The 21,652-nt window shown below is 35.4% G+C and carries 22 protein-coding genes and 1 pseudogene; 16 read left to right on the plus strand and 7 right to left on the minus strand.

Translation table 11 applies throughout. The features are described from left to right. Window positions 1-809 precede the first annotated feature (809 nt). On the minus strand, window positions 810-2,051 hold the full coding sequence (locus tag LZ480_RS07060; protein WP_241368712.1) for a chloride channel protein: 1,242 nt from the start codon (window positions 2,049-2,051) through the stop codon (window positions 810-812). 175 nt (window positions 2,052-2,226) lie between these two features. Here LZ480_RS07060 and LZ480_RS07065 point away from each other — a divergent pair. Both LZ480_RS07065 and LZ480_RS07070 read left to right on the plus strand, forming a co-directional pair. Beyond that, a pseudogene (locus LZ480_RS07065) lies at window positions 2,227-2,435 on the plus strand (IS1595 family transposase); the annotation flags it as partial. A gap of 87 nt (window positions 2,436-2,522) precedes the next feature. Further along, a complete protein-coding gene (locus LZ480_RS07070; RefSeq protein WP_045516608.1) occupies window positions 2,523-2,894 on the plus strand; it encodes a VOC family protein in 372 nt (123 codons plus the stop codon). 275 nt (window positions 2,895-3,169) lie between these two features. Here LZ480_RS07070 and LZ480_RS07075 read toward each other — a convergent pair whose 3' ends face one another. Beyond that, entirely contained in the window at window positions 3,170-3,346 is a 177-nt protein-coding gene (locus LZ480_RS07075; protein ID WP_241368713.1) for an asparagine synthase, read from the minus strand. Window positions 3,347-3,633: 287 nt separating this feature from the next. After that, window positions 3,634-3,792 carry a hypothetical protein gene (locus LZ480_RS07080; RefSeq protein WP_241369177.1) on the minus strand — a complete coding sequence of 53 codons (159 nt, stop codon included), beginning with the start codon at window positions 3,790-3,792 and terminating at the stop codon, window positions 3,634-3,636. Between the two features lie 286 nt (window positions 3,793-4,078). On the opposite strand from LZ480_RS07080, the gene LZ480_RS07085 reads away from it, so the two are divergent. The 4 genes from LZ480_RS07085 (at window position 4,079) to LZ480_RS07100 (ending at window position 7,097) form a co-directional block, all read left to right on the plus strand. Beyond that, a complete protein-coding gene (locus tag LZ480_RS07085; protein WP_241368714.1) occupies window positions 4,079-4,786 on the plus strand; it encodes a DNA alkylation repair protein in 708 nt (235 codons plus the stop codon). Between the two features lie 69 nt (window positions 4,787-4,855). Further along, entirely contained in the window at window positions 4,856-5,401 is a 546-nt protein-coding gene (locus LZ480_RS07090) for a 5' nucleotidase, NT5C type (RefSeq protein ID WP_241368715.1), read from the plus strand. 284 nt (window positions 5,402-5,685) lie between these two features. Beyond that, complete coding sequence (locus LZ480_RS07095) at window positions 5,686-6,402, plus strand: gamma-glutamyl-gamma-aminobutyrate hydrolase family protein (RefSeq protein WP_241368716.1); 717 nt, start codon at window positions 5,686-5,688, stop codon at window positions 6,400-6,402. Then, complete coding sequence (locus tag LZ480_RS07100) at window positions 6,399-7,097, plus strand: gamma-glutamyl-gamma-aminobutyrate hydrolase family protein (RefSeq protein ID WP_241368717.1); 699 nt, start codon at window positions 6,399-6,401, stop codon at window positions 7,095-7,097. Before LZ480_RS07095 ends, LZ480_RS07100 begins: the two co-directional genes overlap by 4 nt. Window positions 7,098-7,136: 39 nt before the next feature. Here LZ480_RS07100 and lexA read toward each other — a convergent pair whose 3' ends face one another. After that, window positions 7,137-7,760: a transcriptional repressor LexA gene (gene lexA, locus LZ480_RS07105; RefSeq protein ID WP_241368718.1), complete on the minus strand. Its 624-nt coding sequence runs from the start codon at window positions 7,758-7,760 to the stop codon at window positions 7,137-7,139. A 160-nt stretch (window positions 7,761-7,920) separates the two neighbouring features. Between lexA and yneA the strand changes: the two genes are divergently transcribed. From yneA to LZ480_RS07135, 6 genes are all read left to right on the plus strand, one after another. Continuing rightward, a complete protein-coding gene (gene yneA, locus LZ480_RS07110; RefSeq protein WP_241368719.1) occupies window positions 7,921-8,271 on the plus strand; it encodes a cell division suppressor protein YneA in 351 nt (116 codons plus the stop codon). Then, window positions 8,258-8,914 carry a YneB family resolvase-like protein gene (locus tag LZ480_RS07115; protein ID WP_241368720.1) on the plus strand — a complete coding sequence of 219 codons (657 nt, stop codon included), beginning with the start codon at window positions 8,258-8,260 and terminating at the stop codon, window positions 8,912-8,914. The genes yneA and LZ480_RS07115 overlap by 14 nt, the downstream gene beginning before the upstream one ends. A gap of 66 nt (window positions 8,915-8,980) precedes the next feature. After that, window positions 8,981-9,217 (plus strand): DUF896 domain-containing protein, encoded by a 237-nt coding sequence (locus LZ480_RS07120; protein ID WP_241368721.1) that lies wholly within the window; start codon window positions 8,981-8,983, stop codon window positions 9,215-9,217. Window positions 9,218-9,595: 378 nt separating this feature from the next. Continuing rightward, on the plus strand, window positions 9,596-11,590 hold the full coding sequence (gene tkt, locus LZ480_RS07125) for a transketolase (protein WP_241368722.1): 1,995 nt from the start codon (window positions 9,596-9,598) through the stop codon (window positions 11,588-11,590). A gap of 350 nt (window positions 11,591-11,940) precedes the next feature. Beyond that, window positions 11,941-12,504 carry a DNA helicase gene (locus LZ480_RS07130; RefSeq protein WP_241368723.1) on the plus strand — a complete coding sequence of 188 codons (564 nt, stop codon included), beginning with the start codon at window positions 11,941-11,943 and terminating at the stop codon, window positions 12,502-12,504. A 14-nt stretch (window positions 12,505-12,518) separates the two neighbouring features. Further along, a complete protein-coding gene (locus tag LZ480_RS07135) occupies window positions 12,519-13,169 on the plus strand; it encodes an alpha/beta hydrolase (RefSeq protein WP_241368724.1) in 651 nt (216 codons plus the stop codon). 120 nt (window positions 13,170-13,289) lie between these two features. Here the strand turns inward: LZ480_RS07135 and LZ480_RS07140 are convergent, their stop codons facing one another. The 3 genes from LZ480_RS07140 to LZ480_RS07150 all read right to left on the minus strand — a co-directional run bounded on the left by LZ480_RS07140 (window position 13,290) and on the right by LZ480_RS07150 (window position 18,228). Then, on the minus strand, window positions 13,290-14,987 hold the full coding sequence (locus LZ480_RS07140; RefSeq protein WP_241368725.1) for an FAD-binding protein: 1,698 nt from the start codon (window positions 14,985-14,987) through the stop codon (window positions 13,290-13,292). A gap of 169 nt (window positions 14,988-15,156) precedes the next feature. Then, window positions 15,157-17,319, minus strand: a complete 2,163-nt coding sequence (locus LZ480_RS07145) for an EAL domain-containing protein (RefSeq protein WP_241368726.1) — start codon at window positions 17,317-17,319, stop codon at window positions 15,157-15,159. A gap of 423 nt (window positions 17,320-17,742) precedes the next feature. Beyond that, entirely contained in the window at window positions 17,743-18,228 is a 486-nt protein-coding gene (locus tag LZ480_RS07150) for a putative periplasmic lipoprotein (protein ID WP_241368727.1), read from the minus strand. A 254-nt stretch (window positions 18,229-18,482) separates the two neighbouring features. On the opposite strand from LZ480_RS07150, the gene LZ480_RS19860 reads away from it, so the two are divergent. From LZ480_RS19860 to LZ480_RS07165, 4 genes are all read left to right on the plus strand, one after another. Then, window positions 18,483-18,611: a hypothetical protein gene (locus LZ480_RS19860; protein WP_274307420.1), complete on the plus strand. Its 129-nt coding sequence runs from the start codon at window positions 18,483-18,485 to the stop codon at window positions 18,609-18,611. Between the two features lie 252 nt (window positions 18,612-18,863). Then, a complete protein-coding gene (locus LZ480_RS07155) occupies window positions 18,864-19,907 on the plus strand; it encodes a DmpA family aminopeptidase (RefSeq protein ID WP_241368728.1) in 1,044 nt (347 codons plus the stop codon). A 293-nt stretch (window positions 19,908-20,200) separates the two neighbouring features. Next, window positions 20,201-20,851: a M15 family metallopeptidase gene (locus tag LZ480_RS07160; protein WP_241368729.1), complete on the plus strand. Its 651-nt coding sequence runs from the start codon at window positions 20,201-20,203 to the stop codon at window positions 20,849-20,851. Then, the gene (locus LZ480_RS07165) at window positions 20,848-21,642 is read left to right on the plus strand and encodes a M55 family metallopeptidase (protein WP_241368730.1); all 795 of its coding nucleotides are present in this window, start codon (window positions 20,848-20,850) and stop codon (window positions 21,640-21,642) included. Before LZ480_RS07160 ends, LZ480_RS07165 begins: the two co-directional genes overlap by 4 nt. The last annotated feature ends 10 nt before the right edge of the window (window positions 21,643-21,652 follow it).

Genomic DNA, 21,652 nt, shown 5'->3' on the forward strand with positions numbered 1-21,652 from the left:
TATGCATTCGTTACTTTTTATATTTTGTGATCTTCAACAATCGGGCGCAATTCTGTAACAAGGATCAGCCTAAAATTAATAAGTGAATATGTTAATGTGTAAAGCATCTTGTAATTTTCAGGGTGCTTTTATTTTGTTGTTTTTAGGAAGTGAAAAACGTTTCACATTGATTTCACACTTTAGTGCGCGAATAACATTTACTCAATTTGAACTTGTAAATCTCAAAAGTATAAAGCATCTTAAAGAGTTGGTATTACTGAATTTGTAAAGTGCAGTAGAGGTTAACAGAATATGAGATATGTAAATGTGATGTATATGATATTTAATGTGTAAACCAGGGGAATTGTGTTAGAGCAATATTTATCAAACAACATAACGACAGGCGATGTGGCTCATGCTTTGTCGTCTTTTTTGTTGCATTTATTATTCTATAGAAATAAATTTAGGTTCTCCTAGCGAAATATAAAAAGCCTGCGGGTCTCGCGAGGCTCAAAAACGGTCTAGATATAAGTAGGAAAAAGGCGTTCCTTCCACCCGTTTAGCAAAACCAAAGCTATATTTGAGAAATGAGGGGTACTCTGTAAGATAAAGTACAAGTAATTGTACTTTAAACCTTATTAAATAATGGCTTATATATAATGTTTCACATTTTTATTTTGCATAAATTTTACTTAAAAAAGCTGTCGTTTTGAATAAAGATTAATCAAAATGACAGCTTTATTTTATTTTTAATAACTGTTTTTTATAAAAAAGATTGATTATTTTAAATCTCTTTATTCCACAAATATCTAACTACCCAGCGTCTCTAACTAAAATGAAGCAGTTATTTTTTGTGGAAGTTTATTACTCATTTTACTTAACCCAATAAATATAATCACAATGATTAATATAATCGGGGCTAACTCTTTCGGGAAAAATAGCATTAGAGACAGTCCTACTAGTAAAGGTGTCTTTAAAATAGAGATCGAAGCACTACTACCTATAACAGCTACGATAAAGAGCATATCTAGTTGTGGAAACAGCGTCGCGATAGCGTAGCCTTGTAATATGGAAGCGAATATTACTGGTAAAATATTTCCACCAACCCAACCTGACTTTAAACAAAACTCCATTAAAACCAGTTTTAAAACAGAAGCCAAAATTAATGTAGCAATCGAAAGTGTCGGTACTAAACTAGGCAAAGCTTGCATAGAAAGTTGGCCGGAAAAAAGTAGATTAGGAGCAATTAAAGACATCAAACCAATACCAATACCACCGATAAAAGCACATAAAATAATTTTATTTTTGATTTTAGAAAAGAATTTATTCAATGTTCTTTCTATTAGTTCATATAGTTTACTAAACAAAATACCAAACAATATTAAAGGAATAAAAAGAACCAATTCATCCAAACCCCAATTAGTTTCCCCTAATTTTGTCACAAAAGGGGGTTGGTCTGATATTTTTATTAAAAACATAAAGGCAACCATACCGTTAACAATAAATACCATATATAAAAATTTTTTAAATAAAAGCAGCTTTTTCTCTTTAGGAGCCCGATCAGGATCATAGGAAATGAGGTAGTTATGAGGTAATGCTAATTTTTTCAGTCTAATTAACCAAGATTCCTTTTTCCATTCGTTGTATGAAAAATAAAAGTAACGCATTTTATCTCCCTGCCATACCGATAACGCAATAACAGAACTTAATATGGCTGCTGCGGGACCTACACTTGCACCAAAGATTAAAATAAAAAAAGCAATTAAAAAATTGAGCCATACATATGAATAGTCAATTCTTTGAGTTGTTTTTAATTCAATAATAGAATCATTAGCTGTTTTAGGCAGATTTCCCCACTTATACCTGCTAAAACCTACTAAAATACCACCAAAAATACATAAAAATAATGTATAGATGAAGGGTGTATTTAAATTATTGGATATGTCAGTCCATAAAAAATCTGTCAACCCATTAACTAAAATTAAAAAAACAGAAGAAATAGAACCAATTATCCCACTTAGAATTAAGCCATAAACAAGTAATCCGATTATTTTAAAGTACTTCTCAGTCAAAATAAAATTCCCCACTTTTAAAATGTATATTAAGACTCTCTCTTGTTGCTTTAAGTAACTCTACTCATTTGAAATACTAATAAGTATAATTATGTCGATATAATTATACTTGACTATACAATGAAAAGCTACTTTATATGAGTACCTTCATTGGAGTGCTTTTATTGTTTTTTCTCTTAAAGAGATTTATCATATCCGGAATGTGAATAGTTATCAAAGCCGTTTAAAGAGCTAGATGGACGTTTTAATGGTGTAGCGACTAAATATCTAGACCATTATTTGAGCTGGTTCCAATTCTTAGACACCTTCAAACATATAAAAGATAACTTTACAATAACCAAAATGGTTTTAGACAGTTGTTCTTTCTCAGTTAACGTAACTTAAGGGCAGGTTAATTCAATAATCGGAAGGAAAAAGGTAGATAGAAAGGGAACTATTTGATATACCGGATTAAATAAAGGAGTGAAGGCTATGAGTAAATCATTTATTGAACAAGTACATTATATTAGAATTCCTGTAAAAGATTTAGAACTGTCTGCACAATGGTATAGAGATGTATTAGGGCTCCAGTTACTAAACAATACTGAGGAACTTGCAATATTAAAAGTAAATGAAGGACCTTTCTTACTTATCTTAGTTCCTACCGAAGATGAAACATTTGCACATTTTACAATTGATAATGAACAAGAATTTAGCATTGGCTTTACAAGTCCAGAATTATCTAAATTTCATCAACACTTAATTGATAATCAAGTTAAGGTTGAGGATATAAAAGAAGATAATGGTCATGCCTTTTTCCACTTTTATGACCCAAATGGTAATAAACTTCAAGTACACTGGTAAGATTATAATAAATAAATTACCTTATTTCATTAACGGGTGCTTTAACGGAATAAGAACGGGAACGTCCAAATCAGACGTTCCCATATTTTTTGCCTGAAAAACAACAATACTATTTAACAAAGCCTATAATTAAAGTGTATTACGTAATAAACGCGGTCTATGTTATCAACCGTAACACTGCCTGTAAAACCTTTAGGGATTTTATCACATTTTACTTTCTTCTAACTAATATGATTTGAAACAAATGAAGAGCACAAAATTGTGCTCTTCAATTACTAACGACGGTGTTCTACAAGGTCAATTGCACCCAACAAGATATGGGCTAAACCGAATCCAAATACAGTGTGTGCAATCATGTTATTAGGACCATTTTTTTGCTTTAGAGCAAGTCCAGTCACTGTAACAGCAGAACCTAAAATAGCTGGGATTAAACCTTCACGAATGTTGTTCATATAAAATCCCTCCATCGTAGTTATTTGGTGTTATTACACCATTATTACTATTAACCAATAAACAAGATGCTATACTTTCTAAACATGAGTAAAGCATCATTCTTTCACCAATGAAGTGACAAGATCACATGAAAGAGAATATATGGGAGACTATAATGGAGAATGGATACAAGATAAATTAGGCTACTTAACTTTCCTTGAAATCGGGAAATAAGTAGCCTAATTAGGTGAATATGTGTGTTTTAAACAACTAATTCAGTACAATATTTTGTGTCGACATTCTAATTTTACGAAGGATTTATTGTACTCGAATTATTTTCTTCTTCGGATTGTTCCTCAGTGGCGAAGTGGTCGTATGCAAGTAAAGTTACACCTAATTTTTCTTCAAGACTTTTTAATTCATTTAGCTGCTCAGGTCCAAGATTTGCGAATTTTGTTTTGACCAAATTGATCACATCCTAACTTAGTTATAAAAGTAGTATGAGAAAATGTTAGCTCGTTATCCTTAAAAAGTTTTTAGAGTATAAAGTATGAGAGCAATCAAAATTAAAAGTTTGGACAATCTTGAGTGCATATCGATTGAGATAACCTCTTTATTTTAACTGTGAGAAATTTAGTATTTGGATTTAATCTTTTGTAAACGTAATGAAAATGACAGAATGGAAAAAATAGATTATTGTATTAAAATAAGGTGTCATTATTTAAATAGATAAGCAGAATGGAGGACTATAGATGGAATTTCAAACGATGATGCAAGAATTAGAGGCACTCGGGAAAGAGCGGACAAAAAAGATATATATGGGTAATGGAGCTGTGGAGCCTGTGTTCGGTGTAACAACAGGGTCGATGAAGCCATATAGAAAGCAAATTAGAATTGACCAACAATTAGCGGAACAATTATATGCATCGGGTAATTATGATGCGATGTATTTTGCAGGGGTAATTGCAGATCCAAATGCGATGACTGAGGAAGATTATGACCGCTGGATTGACGGCGCTTATTTTTACATGATTTCAGATTATGTTGTGGCGGTAACACTGGCAGAATCGGATATTGCCCAGCAAGTAAGTGATAAATGGATTGCAAGTGGCCATGAATTGAAAATGTCAGCTGGCTGGAGTTGTTATTGTTGGCTATTAGGAAATCGTAAAGATGAATATTTTGAAGCTCAGAAAATTCAGGGCATGCTTGAGAAAGTAAAGAAAGAGATTCACCATGCGCCGCCAAGAACACAAGCATCAATGAATAACTTTGTCATGACAGTTGGCGTTTCGTTTAAACCACTCCATGAGGAAGCATTAAAAATCGCACATGAAATTGGCCCTGTTGAAATGCAACGTGAAGGTAAGAAACCAGGGATTTTACATGCTGCATTAGAAATTGAAAAGCAAATAGAAAAGGACCGAATCGGCTTTAAGCGTAAACATGTTCGCTGCTAAGGCTAACACTTGTTTTTTTTTGAGTGCTTTGTATAAACTAAAAATAGGGAATGTTTGAGGAGGCATATGATGAAACCGAGTATTGCAATTGATATGGACCAAGTGTTAGCAGATTTTTATTTAAAATTATGCGACACATACAATAAAAATTTTGGGGCGAATTTTACAAAAGACGAATTTTTATTAACAACACAACGTGATTTATCACAAGAAGATGCTAAAAAATTATTTGGGCTATTAAATGAGCCAGATTTCTTCCGTGATTTAGAAGTACTAGATCCAGATTGTATTGAGGTCATAAAAGGGCTACAAGAACATTTTGAAATTTATATTGCCACAGCTGCAATGGATGTGCCGGGTTCATTTAATGCGAAGTATGATTGGTTAATGGAGCATATGCCATTTATAAAAACGCAAAACATCGTATTCTGTGGCAATAAAGCCGTAATACATACGGACTTTTTAATCGATGATAGCCCACGACAATTAGAAGCCTTTAGTGGTACGGGATTGCTTTACTCAATGCCGTATAATGCGGCAGAAGATGGCTATAAACGCGTTCACAATTGGCGAGAAATTCAAGCGTATTTTATGGAGCTATTAGCAAAAAAATAATATAAAAAAAATAATATAAAAAAAATAATATAAAAAAATCACCCAACTACTAAATATTGGGTGGTTTTTTGATTTCTAAAGTTGTGCTTAAAGTGGTTTGGATTTTTTCATTCGTTTAATCAATGGGTTGACGTTGTAAGGTATTAAATGAAAACCATGATAAATGTAGCTACCATCTAAAATATGTCTCATCATCTACTATTAAGATACTAGTAATTCATAGTGATATAGTATTATAATTTGAATAGTTAGAATTATTATTATATTTCTAAGGGGATAGTGAGATGAAACCAGTTATTGGCTTAACAATGTATGATATTGATAAAAAATTGGATATTAATAATGCATATTTAGATTCGGTGGAAATTGCAGGTGGTATCCCAATTTGTTTGCCTAATGCGTCAGAGGAGCATGTGGATGCGCTTCTAGATCGTGTGGATGGCATTATTTTAATTGGTGGAGAAGATATTGACCCAGAGCTATTTGGTGAGGAACCACATCAAAATATAGGTCGCGTTGTACGGAAGCGTGATGATAGTGATTTATTGTTTATGAAGCGCGCATTTGAACGAGGTATGCCGATTTTAGGTGTATGCCGTGGTATGCAAATTATGAATGTCTTTTTTGGTGGGACGATTATTCAAGACATTCCAACCCAAATCGAAAGTGCAATTGGCCATAAGCAGCAATCAAAGCGTGGTGCATTGGCACATAGTGTTGAAGTGCTAACACCAAAAATGAAAGCTATTTTTGAAGATGACATGTTCCGCGTAAATACATTTCATCATCAATCCGTTGGAATGCTAGGAGAAGGGCTTGTTTTATCGGGAATTGCAAAGGATGGCATAATTGAGGCAATTGAACACGAGGGTCATCCGTATTGTATTTCAGTGCAGTGGCATCCAGAAGAATTGGCTCCACTTGGTAATACTCACGCACAACGATTATTTAAAAGTTTTGTTGAGGCATGCAAAACGACTGTTGTTGGAGGAAAACGATGAAACCAATTATTGGATTAACGATGCATCCAGTCGAAGGGAAAATGGAAATAAATAATACGTATATTCAAGCGATTAAACGCGCTGGGGGTATCCCAGTTTGTGTTCCTTATATGGATGAAGAAACAGTCGACACGGTACTCAATGGTTTAAGCGCAATATTATTAATTGGAGGATATGATGTTAACCCGCTCATTTTTAATCAAGAACCACATTATAAGTTGGGAACCGTTATTGATGAGCGCGATCGAAGTGACATTTTAATTGCGAAAAAAGCTTTTGAATGCAATATGCCTATCCTTGGAATTTGCCGAGGAGAACAAGTGATGAATGTTGCTTTTGGAGGGACGTTACTTCAAGATATAGATACTCAAGTAAAGAATGTCTTGAAGCATACTCAAGCGTCTATGCGTCATGAATTAACGCATACGGTTGAATTGTTCCCATCCAAATTACAGGAAATTATCGGACAAGAAACGATTTTAACAAATTCCTTTCATCATCAAGCAGTTGATATCGTTGCGCCAGGTTTTTTAATAAATGGCCAAGCGAAAGATGGTGTTATCGAAGGAATTGAACATCCAGAGCATCCATACTGTATTGGTGTGCAATGGCATCCAGAAGGGCTACAAAATGATCAACCTTCAGAAAAACTATTTAAAAGCTTTATCGAAGCTGCTGTTCAATATAAAGGATAAAAAAATCCTCCATCATGTAGTTGATGGAGGATTTTAAAGTTAATGAACGTTACGATACAATCCTACTACTTTACCTAATATCGAAACTTGGTTGACAAGAATAGGGTCCATTGAACTGTTTTCAGGTTGAAGTCGGAAATGTGTTTTTTCTTTGAAGAAGCGTTTGACGGTCGCTTCATCTTCCTCTGTCATTGCCACAACAATTTCTCCGTTATTGGCTGTAGCTGTTTTTTTGACAATGACATAGTCCCCATCTAAAATACCTGCTTCAATCATCGATTCACCCATAATTTCAAGCATAAACAATTCGTCTTCTGATGAGCCGTACGTATCAGGAAGTGGGAAATATTCTTGGATGTCTTCGATTGCTGAAATTGGTAATCCAGCTGTTACTTTCCCGATTAAAGGAACATGAATAACACCTGATTTTGGGATAGTTAACTCTTCTTGATCTAATACCTCAATTGCACGTGGCTTTGTAGGGTCACGACGAATAAGCCCTTTACTTTCTAAACGAGCTAAATGCCCGTGGACAGTTGAACTAGAAGCTAAACCAACAGCCTCTCCAATTTCACGAACTGATGGTGGGTAACCTTTAGCACGAACTTCCTCTTTAATAAAAGTTAGTATAGCTTGCTGCCTTTTTGAAATTTTTTGTGTCAACGAACTCACCTCTTTATAATGCTATTTTCTTAGATACATTATATCAGTATGCGAACAAAAATGCAAACATAGGTTCGAAAAAGAGTTGACAAAAACATATGTTCGTATTACTATTAAGGCAAATATTGCGAACATATATTCTCTAAAAGGGGTTTCTACGATGAAAAAATTCAAACTAAACAGCTTCACATCAATGTTATTAGCATTTTCTATTTTATTATTTACATTTTTAATTTTTGAAGATGAGAAAATCGAAAAATACGAACAAGTGACAATTGTACAAGGTGATACTTTATGGTCGTTAGCAGAAACATATCGTGGTAAAATGGCTAAGAACGATTGGATTAACTTTGTAAAAGAAGAAAATGGCTTACAAGATGAAAAGGTATTATACGGCCAAGTATTAGTAGTACCTGTGGAGAAGGAATCATACTATATTGCCAATTTAAATCAAAACGATTCAACGAACGAAAAGACAGTTAAGGTAGCGAGAAGTAATGGATCAAACTAAAGCAGTATTATATTGTCGTGTTAGCACCGAAAAAGACACGCAAGAAACATCGTTAGTTCGCCAGCAGGAAGAATTAACGAGCTATGCCAAATCGTTAGGTTATACAGAACTTAGCGTTTACAAAGATCAGCATAGTGGCTATGAAGTAGACCGAGATGGCTTATTAGATATGCTCGATTTTATGAAAGACCAACAGGTGAAGGTCTTATTTGTGCAAGATGAAACCCGTTTAGGTCGAGGTAATGCACGAATGGCAGTTCTTCATTTAATTCAAAAATATGAAGCAACAGTTTATACATTAAATGATGCTGGCCCAATTGCATTAAATGAAATGGATACGATGCTACTTGAAATATTAGCGATCGTTGAAGAATATCAACGTCGTATGCACAATGCCAAAATACGTCGAGGTATGCGCCGTGCAGTTGAAAATGGTTACATGCCTCAAAATAATTTAAAAAATCGAGGTAATATTGAAGGGCGAGAGCGAAAAGAGGTACCAATCGAAGAAATTGTGCAATTGCGTCAAAAAGGACTAACATTTGCTGAAATTGCCATGACATTAAAGGGTCTTGGTATCCCTATCAGTAAAGCGACTGTTCACCGCCGTTATATTGAATATATGGAACGATTTGAAGAGTAATCACTTGCCCTTCAAGTCGTTTTTTTATACCTTTGTAGTATTGGATATAAGAAAGGTGAGAACAACATGTTATCAAAAGAAAAAATCGCTCGTATAAATGAGTTATCAAAATTAGCTAAAGAAGGAAAACTAACAGAGGAATTAGCGAAAGAGCGTACAGCACTACGCAAGGAATATTTAGATGTGTTCCGTTCGACAATGCGTGACACAATTGAACATGTAAAAGTAGTAGATGAAGAAGGTAACGACGTAACACCAGAAAAATTAAAGCAAGTGAAGGCACAAAAAGGGTTCTTGAATTAATTTGATTAACTTGCTTGAGCAAAAGTCCTCCGCATTTCTAAGGAGGGAATGAATGACAAGTATGTCTTTCATTCGGCATGGGCTCAAGATGAATAGGTAGCGAAGCCTAAAAACATCACGTCCTGAGACAACGCCTGCGTGATCAACTTCGTTTTGACCTACTCCTCCAACCGGATGTCACAAATTTTTAAAGGCGTTTTTCAAACCGACTCGAATAAATCTAGACACAATTACGAAGAGGGATAATTGATTAATATGTCACATTTATCATTAAGTATGACATATTCTGAAGAACGTTGCGAATAACCATTGTTTTCTTTGATGATTTTGTCTAAACTAGACATTGTATAAATTAAGTACGAGAAAGGATGTCACATAATGACACAACAAATGGATCAGTTAGCAATTAACGCAATCCGTACATTATCAATCGACGCAATCGAGAAAGCAAATTCTGGTCACCCAGGTTTACCAATGGGTGCAGCTCCAATGGCTTATACATTATGGACAAAGCAATTACGTCATAACCCACAAAATCCAAATTGGTATAACCGTGACCGTTTTGTATTATCAGCGGGGCACGGCTCTATGCTTCTATATAGCTTACTTCACTTAGGTGGCTACGGATTAGAAATGGAAGAAATTAAAAACTTCCGTCAATGGGGTTCAAAAACTCCAGGTCATCCTGAGTACGGTCATACGGTAGGGGTTGAAGCAACAACAGGTCCGCTTGGTCAAGGTATTGCAATGTCTGTAGGTATGGCAATGGCTGAACGTCATTTAGCAGCTACTTACAACAAACCAGGCTATGATGTAGTAGACCACTATACATTTGCACTATGTGGAGACGGTGATCTAATGGAAGGTGTTGCAGCAGAAGCAATTTCTCTAGCTGGTCACTTACAATTAGACAAGTTAATTGTGTTATACGATTCAAATGATATTTCACTAGATGGTGATTTAGAAAAGTCATTCTCAGAAAACATCCAAAAACGTTTCGAATCATATGGTTGGAACTACTTAAAAGTTCAAGATGGTACAGAGATTGCTGCGATTAATACAGCAATCGAAGCAGCAAAACAAAATACAGGTGGCCCAACGATTATCGAAGTGAAAACTGTAATCGGCTTTGGTTCTCCAAACAAATCTGGTAAATCAGATTCTCACGGTGCTCCACTTGGAACGGACGAAGTGACATTAACGAAAGCAGCTTATGCTTGGGAGCATGAACCTTTCCACGTACCAACAGAGGTTTACGAAACATTCAAAGCGGCAGCTGATGTACAAGGTACACAAGCTGAAAATGCTTGGAACGAATTATTCGCAGGCTACAAAAACGAATATCCTGAATTAGCAGCACAATTTGTTAATGCTATGGACAACAACTTACCAGAAAACTTTGCATCAGAATTACCAGTTTATGAAGCCGGTAAATCAGTTGCAACACGTTCTTCTTCAGGTGATGCAATCAACGCAATCGCAAAAACAACACCATCATTCTTCGGTGGTTCTGCTGACTTAGCAGGTTCAAACAAAACAACAATCAAAGGCGCAGGAGACTTCTTTGCAGAAACTCCAGAAGGCCGTAATATTTGGTTCGGTGTACGTGAGTTCGCAATGGGAGCTGCGATGAACGGTATGGCATTACACGGTGGTTTAAACGTCTTCGGTGGTACGTTCTTCGTATTCTCTGATTATGTTCGTCCAGCGATGCGTTTATCAGCATTAATGGGCTTACCAGTAACGTATGTATTCACGCACGATTCAATCGCTGTTGGTGAAGATGGTCCAACGCATGAGCCAATCGAACATTTAGCTTCTTTACGCGCTATGCCAAACCTATCAGTCATTCGCCCTGCAGATGCAAACGAATCCGTAGCAGCTTGGAAATTAGCAGTAGAAAGCACTTCAACACCAACAGTATTAGTTTTATCTCGTCAAAACTTACCAGTATTAGACGCTTCTATTGAAACGGTTTATACAGGTGTAGAAAAAGGTGCTTATGTTGTTTCTCCAGCAACTAAAGCAACACCAGATGTAATATTAATCGCAACAGGCTCTGAAGTTTCATTAGCAATAGAAGCACAAAAAGCACTATTAGCAGATGGAATTGACGCTTCAGTAGTATCGATGCCGTCAATGGACCGTTTCGAAAAGCAATCAAAAGAATACAAAGAATCTGTATTACCGAAAGCTGTAACAAAACGTTTAGCAATCGAAATGGGTGCATCATTCGGTTGGCATAAATACGTTGGCTTCGAGGGGGATGTATTAGCAATCGATCAATTCGGTGCTTCAGCTCCAGAAAAAGTAGTATTAAAAGAGTACGGCTTCTCAGTAGAAAACGTAGTAGCGAAAGTAAAAGCACTATAATTCAATCAATAAAGGACTTGACTGGAAAGTGATTTCTGGGCAAGTCCTTTTTGTCTGGGATGGTGGCTAGCACGAAAATTTTCATTAATAATTTGTTACAGGACGTGACGTTTTTATCATTCGTTCTTTACTTGCGGCTACCGCAAAAGCATCGACTATAGCGGGGGAATTACATATGGAATGGAGAATATCAAAGTAAATACTTTTAGAACTGCTCCATATTTGATAAATGAACAAAAATTACTTGTAATCAATAAATTCAACTGTTCTAAAGTACGTGCTTTCTTAGAAAATGAATGGTACGATAGACAGTGGCAAAGAAAGTAAAAATACAAGGAAGTGAACCAATTATGACAACAGAACAATTACAAAAAGAGATTACCAAATTTATTGAACAAACCCTTTTTTTACTTACTAAAAATGTAGATATTAATAACTTTCAAAAGATTCTTCAAGACAACGTGAGCCAAAAAAGAGAATCTGCAACATCAACAGTCGAATTTTATGATCGTTTAATGTTAAATATGGCATACTTCGTTGAAAATAAGATGGCATGGGAAACGATTGTTCGTGATACATACGGCAAAGGTCAAGTGCCAAAAATCAGCTTTCTAGAAAATGAATTAATGGCGCAGCAAATGCGTGTTCGCAACAATGTCGCAGAAAATATGGATGCCTATACAGCCGATTTCCATAAGCGGTATGAGGAATTGGAAGTAGAGGACGAGGATGTTATTTACGATTATGCATATGCATCTGTTGACCATGCATTACGTGTCGATTTCGTCACATTAGTAACTTCAAAAAATGCGACAATTTTAACACAAGGAAATATCGAAGAAACGTTAAAAATAATTGACGGTTATATTGCATATCATAGTGATCAGATCGTGAATAAAATGACGCTTTCTTAAAAAGGAGTTTTTATATGAATACACCATTTATTTACTTACACAAAGCACCAGCTGTACAAGGGATAAAGCAACCTGCTATTTTTTTGTTACACGGTTTAGGGAGTGACGAAAAAGATTTACTTCAATTAGTAGATTCATTTTCATCGCAATGCCATATTTTCAGTTTGCAAGGTCCGATTAAGCATCGCCCCGGTTATGCATTTTATACGTTTGCTGAAGAAGAGGGTAAACCAGAGCGTCATATCTTTGATAAAGTGCTAAAAGGTGTAGAAAATTTTATTGCTGAGGCAGTAAAAGAATTTGATTTGGATGAAAAACAGCTTTATGTAGTTGGTTTCAATCAAGGGGCAGCAGTGGCTCAGTCACTTGCAATGATCATGGGTAATAAATTACGTGGAACAGCTGCATTAAGTGGATATTTACCGGAGTTTGCAGCGCTAGAATATAGTAAAAAAACAATGGATGCATCAAAAATCTTCATTTCACATGGTGAATATGATTATGATTTCCCGATTGAATGGGCAGAGCATGCGGTACGTTTCTTCAATGATTATGGAACTAATGTATCCTTTAGAACCTATCCAGTAGGGCATGGTGTGAGTTCAGAAAACTTACGCGATTTAATTGCCTTCTTAGCAGAAGATTTACCGACAACACTAAACTAATTAAAAAGCCAGCTGACGTGAAAATGTCAGCTGGTATTTTTCTTACAGTGAAGTTTACTTGCTTTAGGAGAAGTCCTCCCCTTCTATAAGTGTTAATTGTGTCCTTCATAGAGTTGGGGTTCAAACCTCGGCATAATTGATTTTTGATTTAGCTAGTGCTTTATTAACTTTGCAATCAAGGGCAGCTAAATAGCCAAATGTCATGCCTGGGCCAAGCGTTGCACCTGGTCCTGGATAAGCCGTCCCCATTACGGATGCCGAGCAGTTTCCGCAAGCATAAACACCCTCAATCGCAGTACCGTCTTCACGTATCACGCGGCCATCACGATCAATGACAACGCCGCCTTTCGTACCGATATCACCAGGATACACCTTTAGTGCGTAAAATGGCGCGCTGTTAATTTCAAGTAAGTTCGGATTCTTAAGGGTTGGATCACCGTAATATTTGTCGTGAGGTGTTTCGCCTCGGTGGAAGTCTAAATCTTCACCATTGCGGGCAAATCCATTAAATCGTTCAATTGTTTTTTGTAAGTTACCAAATGGAATATTTAATTGACGCTCTAAATCTGCGATATTTTCCGCTTTGAAAACAATCTGATTGTTGTAATAATCTTTTGGGAAGTCCTGCATTGGGAATAACCCTGCAAATAAGTAGCGACTTTTTGCACGTCCATCTAAAATAATCCAAGATGTAATCGCTTTGCCACCTGTTGCTTCATTATGCTCATACATTTTGTCGACAAATTCATGATATGGTGTCGGCTCGTTAATATAGCGTTTGCCATCTTGGTCGACAATAATCATGTTTGGAATTCCGCGGTCAGCAACTAAGAAAAATGGTCTTCCAGTATGATCAATAATCGTCGGGGCACCCCAAACTTTGTCCATAAGTCCAAATTTTGCATGGAGCTTTCCGAAAGGAGCAATAATGTCACCAGTTTGTCCTTCTGGTGAGCTCGTCCAGTCAGCATTCTGTGGCGCTGGTAAAAACTTCTCGCGATATTCTTGGCTGCGTGAAAAACCGCCAGAAGCAAAAATGACACCATGTTCGGCTTTAATGAATAGACTTTTGCCGTCTTTAATTACTTCAATTCCAACAATTTGATCGTTATCATACACGAAGTCCACAAACGCAGTCGATAGCGAAATTTCGCCTTGAATTTTTTTATATGTTAATGCCAAACGCGCAATTAATGCTTGACCAAGCGCGGCAAAATTCTTTTTCATCACTAAATGTTGCATTAAACGCCAGCCAAGTCGTAAAGAACGGATTTTCCCCACGGTAGTACGGGAAATCATATTTACTTTTACGAAATCTTGACCAGTCATGACAAAGCCTTTTGTATCAATTGTAGGGGGAAGAAGCTTATCCTTCCAATCTCCTAATTCATTTAAATCAAATAATAGTGGTTCAATCGAACGCCCTGTCCCTTTGCCACCTGGTAGAGCAGGGTAGTAATCAGAATAATTTTTTGCATATGAAAAACGCATAAACGGGCTAAGGTCATGCATGTAATCTAACATTTCGATGCCACGTTTTAAATAAGCTTCCTTAACATCTTCAGCTACAGCATTACCAACAGTAGCATCTAAATAAGTTTTGGCCTCTTCGTAACTGTCAGCAGCACCTGCCTCCACTAAATAACGGTTGTTTGGAATCCAAATACCACCACCAGAAAGAGCAGAAGCACCACCGAAATATGTTTCTTTTTCAATTAATAGTGTATTTAATTCTTCGTTTTTAGCCGTAATGGCAGCAGCAAAACCAGATGCGCCTGAACCAACGACTACAACATCATATTCTAAATCCCAATTCATTATTAAATCCCCCAATCTAAATAGGTAGAGTTCCGTTAACCCTTTCTTAAATCGATAAAAAGTAAACCACCGTTGTATCGACTGTAAAAAATGGGATTACGTATTACTTTCGTTACAAAGATAAAATTTCCTCCTTTTCTATACATATGAAAAAACAGCTAACAATAGGTTAGCTGTTGGATTGATCGAGTAATATTTCGGCGTCTTGTTTTGTCATTGGCTTATAGAAATAATAGCCTTGTCCTGCTGGGCAGCCTAGTTGTTGGAGCATTGCTAGCTGGTCTTTAGTTTCGATACCTTCTGCAATCGGGCGCATATTAATATTATTGGCTAATTGAATAATAGTTTGTACGACAGCATACATTCCGGGTTCGTTCATCGAATTGACAAAGCTTCTATCAATTTTTATTTCAGAAAAAGGAAGCTTAGGTAAATAACTTAATGATGAAAAACCAACACCGAAGTCATCAATCGAGCTTTCAATGCCCAGTTCATTCAATTTTTCTAAAATCGACTTTGCTTTAATAAAGTCTACAAGTTCAATACTTTCCGTAACTTCAAGCTTAATATATTTCGGTGGTACTCGGAACTGATTAAATGTATGGATTATATTATCTAAAAAATAAGGCTCATAGAAATGATCAGGTGAAATATTCAATGCAATAGGTACAATTTTTTTACCTGTATCGATACGTTGTTGTAACCATTGTAATATGTTAGTTAAATTTAATAGATCGATATCTTTAATCTTACCCGATTGTTCAGCAATAGAAATATATTTGATAGGTGAAACGAAGCCAAGTTTGCTAGAATTCCAGCGAGATAAAGCTTCAAAGCCCTCAACCTCATTTGTTTTGAAATTAATTTTTGGTTGCAAATACACTTCAAATTCTTTGTTATTAATGCCATACGTCAATTGATTGAATATATTCATTTCTTCCGTTAGTTGATTGATACTGTTTTCCTCGTACATAGAAAAGCTCGTACCATTGATTTTTCTCGCATTTGTTAATGCAATGTCTATTTGGTGGATACATTGCTCAACTGTCATTGTGGAGGTAAATGTTGTATAGCCAGTTTTTAATGTTATATAATTTTCCTCACCATTAATGACGAAAGGTACTTGTGTCAATGGTTCGACATGTTTGCGATGCGAATGGAAGGAATTTAGTGGCGCCTTTTTTGCCAAAATAATGGAATTTGAAAACCGTGCTATTATTTCATCTCCACTGGGTAAAAATTTGCACATGCGATCAGCCATTTGTCGTAATAACTCAGCTCCAGCATTTCGTCCATATAAATCTATAATTTTGTTGAACTCTGTAGGGTGAATAACTGCAACATAGCCCGTAAATCCCGCGTCAATCCATTTCGCCAACTCACCTTTAAAGAACTGTAAATTCGGCAATTTTGTTTCTATATCATAAAAAGCAAGGTAACTCAGCTCGATTTTTTGTTCGGCATATTTAATTGAAAGTTGAATTAATAGCGCTAGGCGATTTAAATAGTTCGTATCGGATTGCTTTAATTCTAAATCATCTTGTAAAAACAATGTTAATATCCCAATTGTTTCATTTTGTGAAGTTAAAATGGGCTTTGTCCATGAACCTTTTATTATATTAAAATTTATATCCTTACTTTCCGTGCTTTTAGCTGAAATATCTTTCACATAAACAGCACGTGGATTATGGCTCATATTAGGTGTTACAGTTAATAAATCAAGTTCATGAATAACATCAACTGGTAAGTTATATGAACCGAGTGATTTAATTTCGTAATTTTTATCGTAAATATGAATTGTACAATACACATCATAAATATAGAATTTTTCAATTTTTTTTGAGATGAGTGACAAAATCGATTGTAAATTATCTTCATTGTCAATCGCTTCGTAAACTTCATGTTCTAATTTGTAAACCATTTTATTTAATTCTGCTTCGGTTGTATCTTCACATGTTAATAATACATATTGAATCGTTTGTTCTGAATCTTTAATAGGGTGAATGGTAATGGAGTTCCAAAAAGCTGAACCATTTTTCGTATAATGTAAAACCGTAAATTTTTTTGCGAGACCTAATCGAATATTCGTTATTAATTCCGTTATGGAATCATTGTTCGTGCGACTACCGTTAAAAATCGATAAATTTAGATTGATAAGCTCATGCAACTCATAGTTTGTTAAACGAAGAAGATAGTCATTTGCGTGTAAAATTGATAGATTACGATCATGAATATCAACAATGAACGTTCCTTTCGAAAGCTGATTACTGAAGGTGATGAGCCAATGTAGTAATTGATCTTTTGATAGGGGCGGTAATTGATTAAGTTGCATAAAATTTCCCCCTTAATAAAATGTTGGAATTAATTAAAGTATAACAAAATTACTATAAATTAAAACAAAATTTATGGGAATTTGAAAAAAATTACGTATAAAAGGTCTAAATACCTAATAGTGAGTAAAAAATGGTATAAATTATGTTTGTATTTTGGAATTATTATCAAAATAATAGGTTGATAGATATGAATATAATACTTTAGAACTGAAATGAAGTCCGGTATAACGGTCGATCTTTTGCCACTATAATTTTTATTTTGTTAAAACAGTTGAAATTCCGTTGTTATTTCTTACATAATCTCCAAGATAATTGTAAAGGTCTGTTAAAGTTTTAGGAAAAAATTCATGCACATAGACGAAGTCGCCTTTTAGTGGCAATTTTGGGTTAAAAGGATGATGGATTCTACCTCACCTAATGCATTAGTTTTTAAAAACATCATAAAAATGTTGTAATAATTGTTCGCCTTGCTGATCTACTAACAGCTTGTTATGTAAGGTCATTTGTGCGGTTGTATCGTTTTTAGTTAAATTGTTGTCGACAAAATTTAATTGTATCGTAACTTTACCGTTTTCAACTAAATCCTGTTTTTGCTGTTCAGTAAAACCTTGTTCGGAAAATAGCTGGTTGTCCTTCCATGTTCCTGTAATTTTTAATGTGTTCATCGATTCGTCATAATGCCATTGAACATCACGTAAAATAGTTTTAAATAAGTCGTTAATTGTCACATATTCGTCTTCAAATTCTAACTCAATTGCTCGAATTGTATGTACATCAATCGAAATGGCTGTTGCTGCTTCATTTGCTTTAGAATTAATACCAGAAGCAGCATTCTTAATATCTTCCATCGTATTGCTGCATCCTATTAATAAAATGACTGCCAGTAGCAGCGGAATTAACTTTCTCATTCCAGTCCCTCCAAATAAACATTATCCATAAATTTATCATACTAAAATGCAAGCACTTTAAGTGGTGGATTTCTGGGTAGAATGTGAAAAATTTGTAACGAGGAGAAGGGGGGATAGAAAATGATGAATTTTTATTACTGACTTTTTAAAGTGAATAATAAATTGAATTTTGGGGTAAAAATGAAGTATTACTGTATCGCAAAGAAGTGGAAAAAATCATCATTTTCATAAGAAAAGTTAAAGGAGTTGTTACGGTGAAAATTAATGATGAATTATTAGATAAACTAGGCATTTATTTTGTATATCATGAAGTGTATAACAAATACGGCATTACGTTCGAAAGTTTTGTAGATCGTTGGTCGAGAGGGATATTGGAAATTTAATTTATGATGATGTTGGCATTGAATCAAATAACATTTCTAGAAACGTAAAGGAATTTGTCTGAATTATTTTTGGGCAAATTCTTTTTTTAGTTCGGAAAAGAATAAATTTCTCAAGGAAATCTACATATGAAAAGATATCATGTTTCGTGATTTGGTGAAAAATGTATTTTGTATTTTCTAATCACTATTCAAATTAGCTATTGTTGATTAAGATGGATATGGATTTAATTTACATATTAAAAGGAGAACTATATGAAAATTCAACAATTAGGCGTAAAGTTAGGCAATTTGAAGACAGGTAAAAAAAATTGTATTACGGATGTAACAGGTGTCAAAGTAGGGCATGTGACATTGGATTATCCTTTAAATAATGACGGAGATGTTGCTTGCACAGGTGTAACGGCTATTCTACCGCATGGAGGTAACCTATTTCGCGAAAAAGTGACAGCTGCTAGCTATGTTCTTAATGGTTTTGGGAAGACAACTGGGCTTGTACAAGTCGATGAACTTGGTGTCCTAGAATCACCAATTATGTTGACGAATACATTTAGTGTGCCAGCTGTTACACAAGGGACTTTACAATATTTGTTAGCGCAAAATGAAGAAATTGGCTTGTCGACAGGAACGGTAAATATTGTTGTAGGGGAATGTAATGATAGCCATCTGAATTCAATTAGACATTGCGCAGTAAAGCCAGAGCATGCCATAGAAGCAATCGAAAATGCGACGACAGATGTTGCACTTGAAGGAGCGGTCGGAGCAGGAAAGGGAATGGTTTGTTTTGGTTATAAGGGCGGAATAGGCAGTGCTTCGCGAATTGTTGAATGTGAACATGCAAGCTATACAGTAGGTTGCCTCGTTTTAAGTAATTTTGGTACGAGTGAGGAATTTATGAAGGAACGTTATCAGGTAAACACACAGGCACAGGACTCAACGATTGCGCCAACAGATGGATCAATCATTATTGTGTTAGCGACAGATGCACCGTTAAGTGATCGCCAATTGAAACGTGTGATAAAGCGATGTGGAATTGGTCTTGGACGTACTGGTAGTCATTTCTCAAATGGCAGTGGCGATATAGTGATTGGATTTACAATAGCTCATAAAATCTCCCATCAAAGTGAAGCAATTCTCGAAACACGCATGCAATTACGAGATGATCAGCCGATTATGAATTTGCTATTTTCTGCAGCTGCAGAAGCTACCGAAGAAGCCATTATTAATTCACTTGTGCAATCTGAAACAACGATCGGAAGACAAGGTAATTGCGTAAAAAAATATCCATTTTATTCATAATATTATGAATTTAATTGTTTTATATAAATGTAACTTTTGAGTTTTAGTGGAAACCAGAAATAGAACTTTATTTTTATAAACAGCAATGAATTCCCAAGAAAAAACTTCCTCATTGGAAAAAAATATGGTATTTTATATGAATATACTGAAAAATCAAAATGTTAGCATTCTTCTGATGTTATTCCACGTTACATATAAAGAGGTGCAAAACGATTTTAGAAAAATATTTACAGCCTATTACAATAACAGCTAGTGCAGGTGAGCGACCACCGATTATTGAGAATCAAGAGCCATTGGTAAAGCTTGTGCCAATAAAAAATCGACTTTTTATCGAATCTAGTTATTTTAATCAAGGTATTGCCAATAGTTTGCAAGACATATATTTACGAGAGCAAGCATTGAATCGATTGTTACAAGCACTTAATCATTTGCCTCTAGCATATAGCTTGATTGTTTATGACGGTTTCAGACCACTACAAGTTCAGCAAGTACTGTTTGATCAAATTAAGCTTGAAATAACGAAGAAATATCCGAGCTGGAACATGCAGCAAATTGAAGAAGAAACATTAAAATATGTAGCATTTCCAAGTATGGATTCACAATATCCCGCCCCCCATCTAACTGGAGGAGCAATTGATTTGACATTAGGCGATGCAAAAGGAAATCCACTTGATTTAGGAACGGCATTTGATGAAACATCTGCTCAATCAGCAACAGCTTATTTCGAAAGTCATTTAGCAGAAAATACTGAAGCCCTTAATAATCGTCGGATCTTATTTCATAGCATGACCAATGTAGGTTTTCACAATTATGAAGAAGAATGGTGGCATTATGATTTTGGGAATGTGACATGGGCTAGAAAATCAAAATTGCCAAATGCAATCTATGGACCAATCATTGCTAATATTAAAAAACATGAGCTAAAGGAGTATCGATACAAATGAAAGTATACATTAGCGCAGATATCGAAGGGATTACAGGAACGACTGTTTGGAGTGAAACGGAATTAAATTCACCTGACTATTTACAGTTTCAAAAGCAAATGACAAGGGAAGTGCTTGCCGCAATTGAAGGCGCGGTTGCAGGTGGGGCTACTGAAATCTTATTAAAAGATGCACATGATTCAGCGCGTAATATTTTAATAGAAGAATTGCCGGAGAATGTGAAAATTATTCGCGGATGGACACAAGAACCAATGTGTATGGTGGCGGGTCTAGATGAAAGCTTTGACCGAGCTATTTTTATCGGATATCACAGTGAAGGAGGCAGTGCAAAAAATCCGCTTGCGCATACACTAAGCTTATTAGCCGATGTGAAAATTAATGGTGAGTATGCAAGTGAATTTATTATTAATGCCTATGCAGCAGCACTTCACAATGTGCCAGTTGCCTTTGTAAGTGGTGATCAAGCATTGACTGAACATATCGCTCGCTATAATGAAACCATCGTTACGTTTGCAACAAAAGAAGGGGTGGGGCATGCGACGATAAATGTTAGTCCACAGAAGACCTTAAAAGAAACAAAAGCACTAATCGAGCAAGCTATGAAAATAGATCGACAACAACTTCAACTCGAATTGCCGAAGCATTTTAACGTAGAAATTATTTATAAAGATCATATTAAAGCCTACCGCAATTCGTTTTATCCAGGTGCAACATTTAAGGAACATAATACCGTAGCGTTTGAAACGGATGATTTTTTCGAAGTGTTACGCTTATTACAATTTTTAACATAAAGTAGGTGGC

The organism is Solibacillus palustris (genome assembly GCF_022549215.1).
In the GTDB taxonomy this organism is placed as follows: Bacteria; Bacillota; Bacilli; order Bacillales_A; family Planococcaceae; genus Solibacillus; species Solibacillus daqui.

What these genes read in the sequence shown, in the direction of transcription:
- LZ480_RS07145 (WP_241368726.1), bottom strand. Translation starts at nt 17,319, where the DNA reads ATGCAACTTAATCAATTACCGCCCCTATCAAAAGATCAATTACTACAT.
- LZ480_RS07115 (WP_241368720.1), top strand. Translation starts at nt 8,258, where the DNA reads ATGGATCAAACTAAAGCAGTATTATATTGTCGTGTTAGCACCGAAAAA.
- LZ480_RS07095 (WP_241368716.1), top strand. Translation starts at nt 5,686, where the DNA reads ATGAAACCAGTTATTGGCTTAACAATGTATGATATTGATAAAAAATTG.
- LZ480_RS07130 (WP_241368723.1), top strand. Translation starts at nt 11,941, where the DNA reads ATGACAACAGAACAATTACAAAAAGAGATTACCAAATTTATTGAACAA.
- LZ480_RS07155 (WP_241368728.1), top strand. Translation starts at nt 18,864, where the DNA reads ATGAAAATTCAACAATTAGGCGTAAAGTTAGGCAATTTGAAGACAGGT.
- LZ480_RS07085 (WP_241368714.1), top strand. Translation starts at nt 4,079, where the DNA reads ATGGAATTTCAAACGATGATGCAAGAATTAGAGGCACTCGGGAAAGAG.
- LZ480_RS07070 (WP_045516608.1), top strand. Translation starts at nt 2,523, where the DNA reads ATGAGTAAATCATTTATTGAACAAGTACATTATATTAGAATTCCTGTA.
- LZ480_RS07150 (WP_241368727.1), bottom strand. Translation starts at nt 18,228, where the DNA reads ATGAGAAAGTTAATTCCGCTGCTACTGGCAGTCATTTTATTAATAGGA.
- LZ480_RS07075 (WP_241368713.1), bottom strand. Translation starts at nt 3,346, where the DNA reads ATGAACAACATTCGTGAAGGTTTAATCCCAGCTATTTTAGGTTCTGCT.
- LZ480_RS07120 (WP_241368721.1), top strand. Translation starts at nt 8,981, where the DNA reads ATGTTATCAAAAGAAAAAATCGCTCGTATAAATGAGTTATCAAAATTA.
- tkt (WP_241368722.1), top strand. Translation starts at nt 9,596, where the DNA reads ATGACACAACAAATGGATCAGTTAGCAATTAACGCAATCCGTACATTA.
- LZ480_RS07140 (WP_241368725.1), bottom strand. Translation starts at nt 14,987, where the DNA reads ATGAATTGGGATTTAGAATATGATGTTGTAGTCGTTGGTTCAGGCGCA.
- yneA (WP_241368719.1), top strand. Translation starts at nt 7,921, where the DNA reads ATGAAAAAATTCAAACTAAACAGCTTCACATCAATGTTATTAGCATTT.
- LZ480_RS07135 (WP_241368724.1), top strand. Translation starts at nt 12,519, where the DNA reads ATGAATACACCATTTATTTACTTACACAAAGCACCAGCTGTACAAGGG.
- LZ480_RS07165 (WP_241368730.1), top strand. Translation starts at nt 20,848, where the DNA reads ATGAAAGTATACATTAGCGCAGATATCGAAGGGATTACAGGAACGACT.
- LZ480_RS07090 (WP_241368715.1), top strand. Translation starts at nt 4,856, where the DNA reads ATGAAACCGAGTATTGCAATTGATATGGACCAAGTGTTAGCAGATTTT.
- LZ480_RS07100 (WP_241368717.1), top strand. Translation starts at nt 6,399, where the DNA reads ATGAAACCAATTATTGGATTAACGATGCATCCAGTCGAAGGGAAAATG.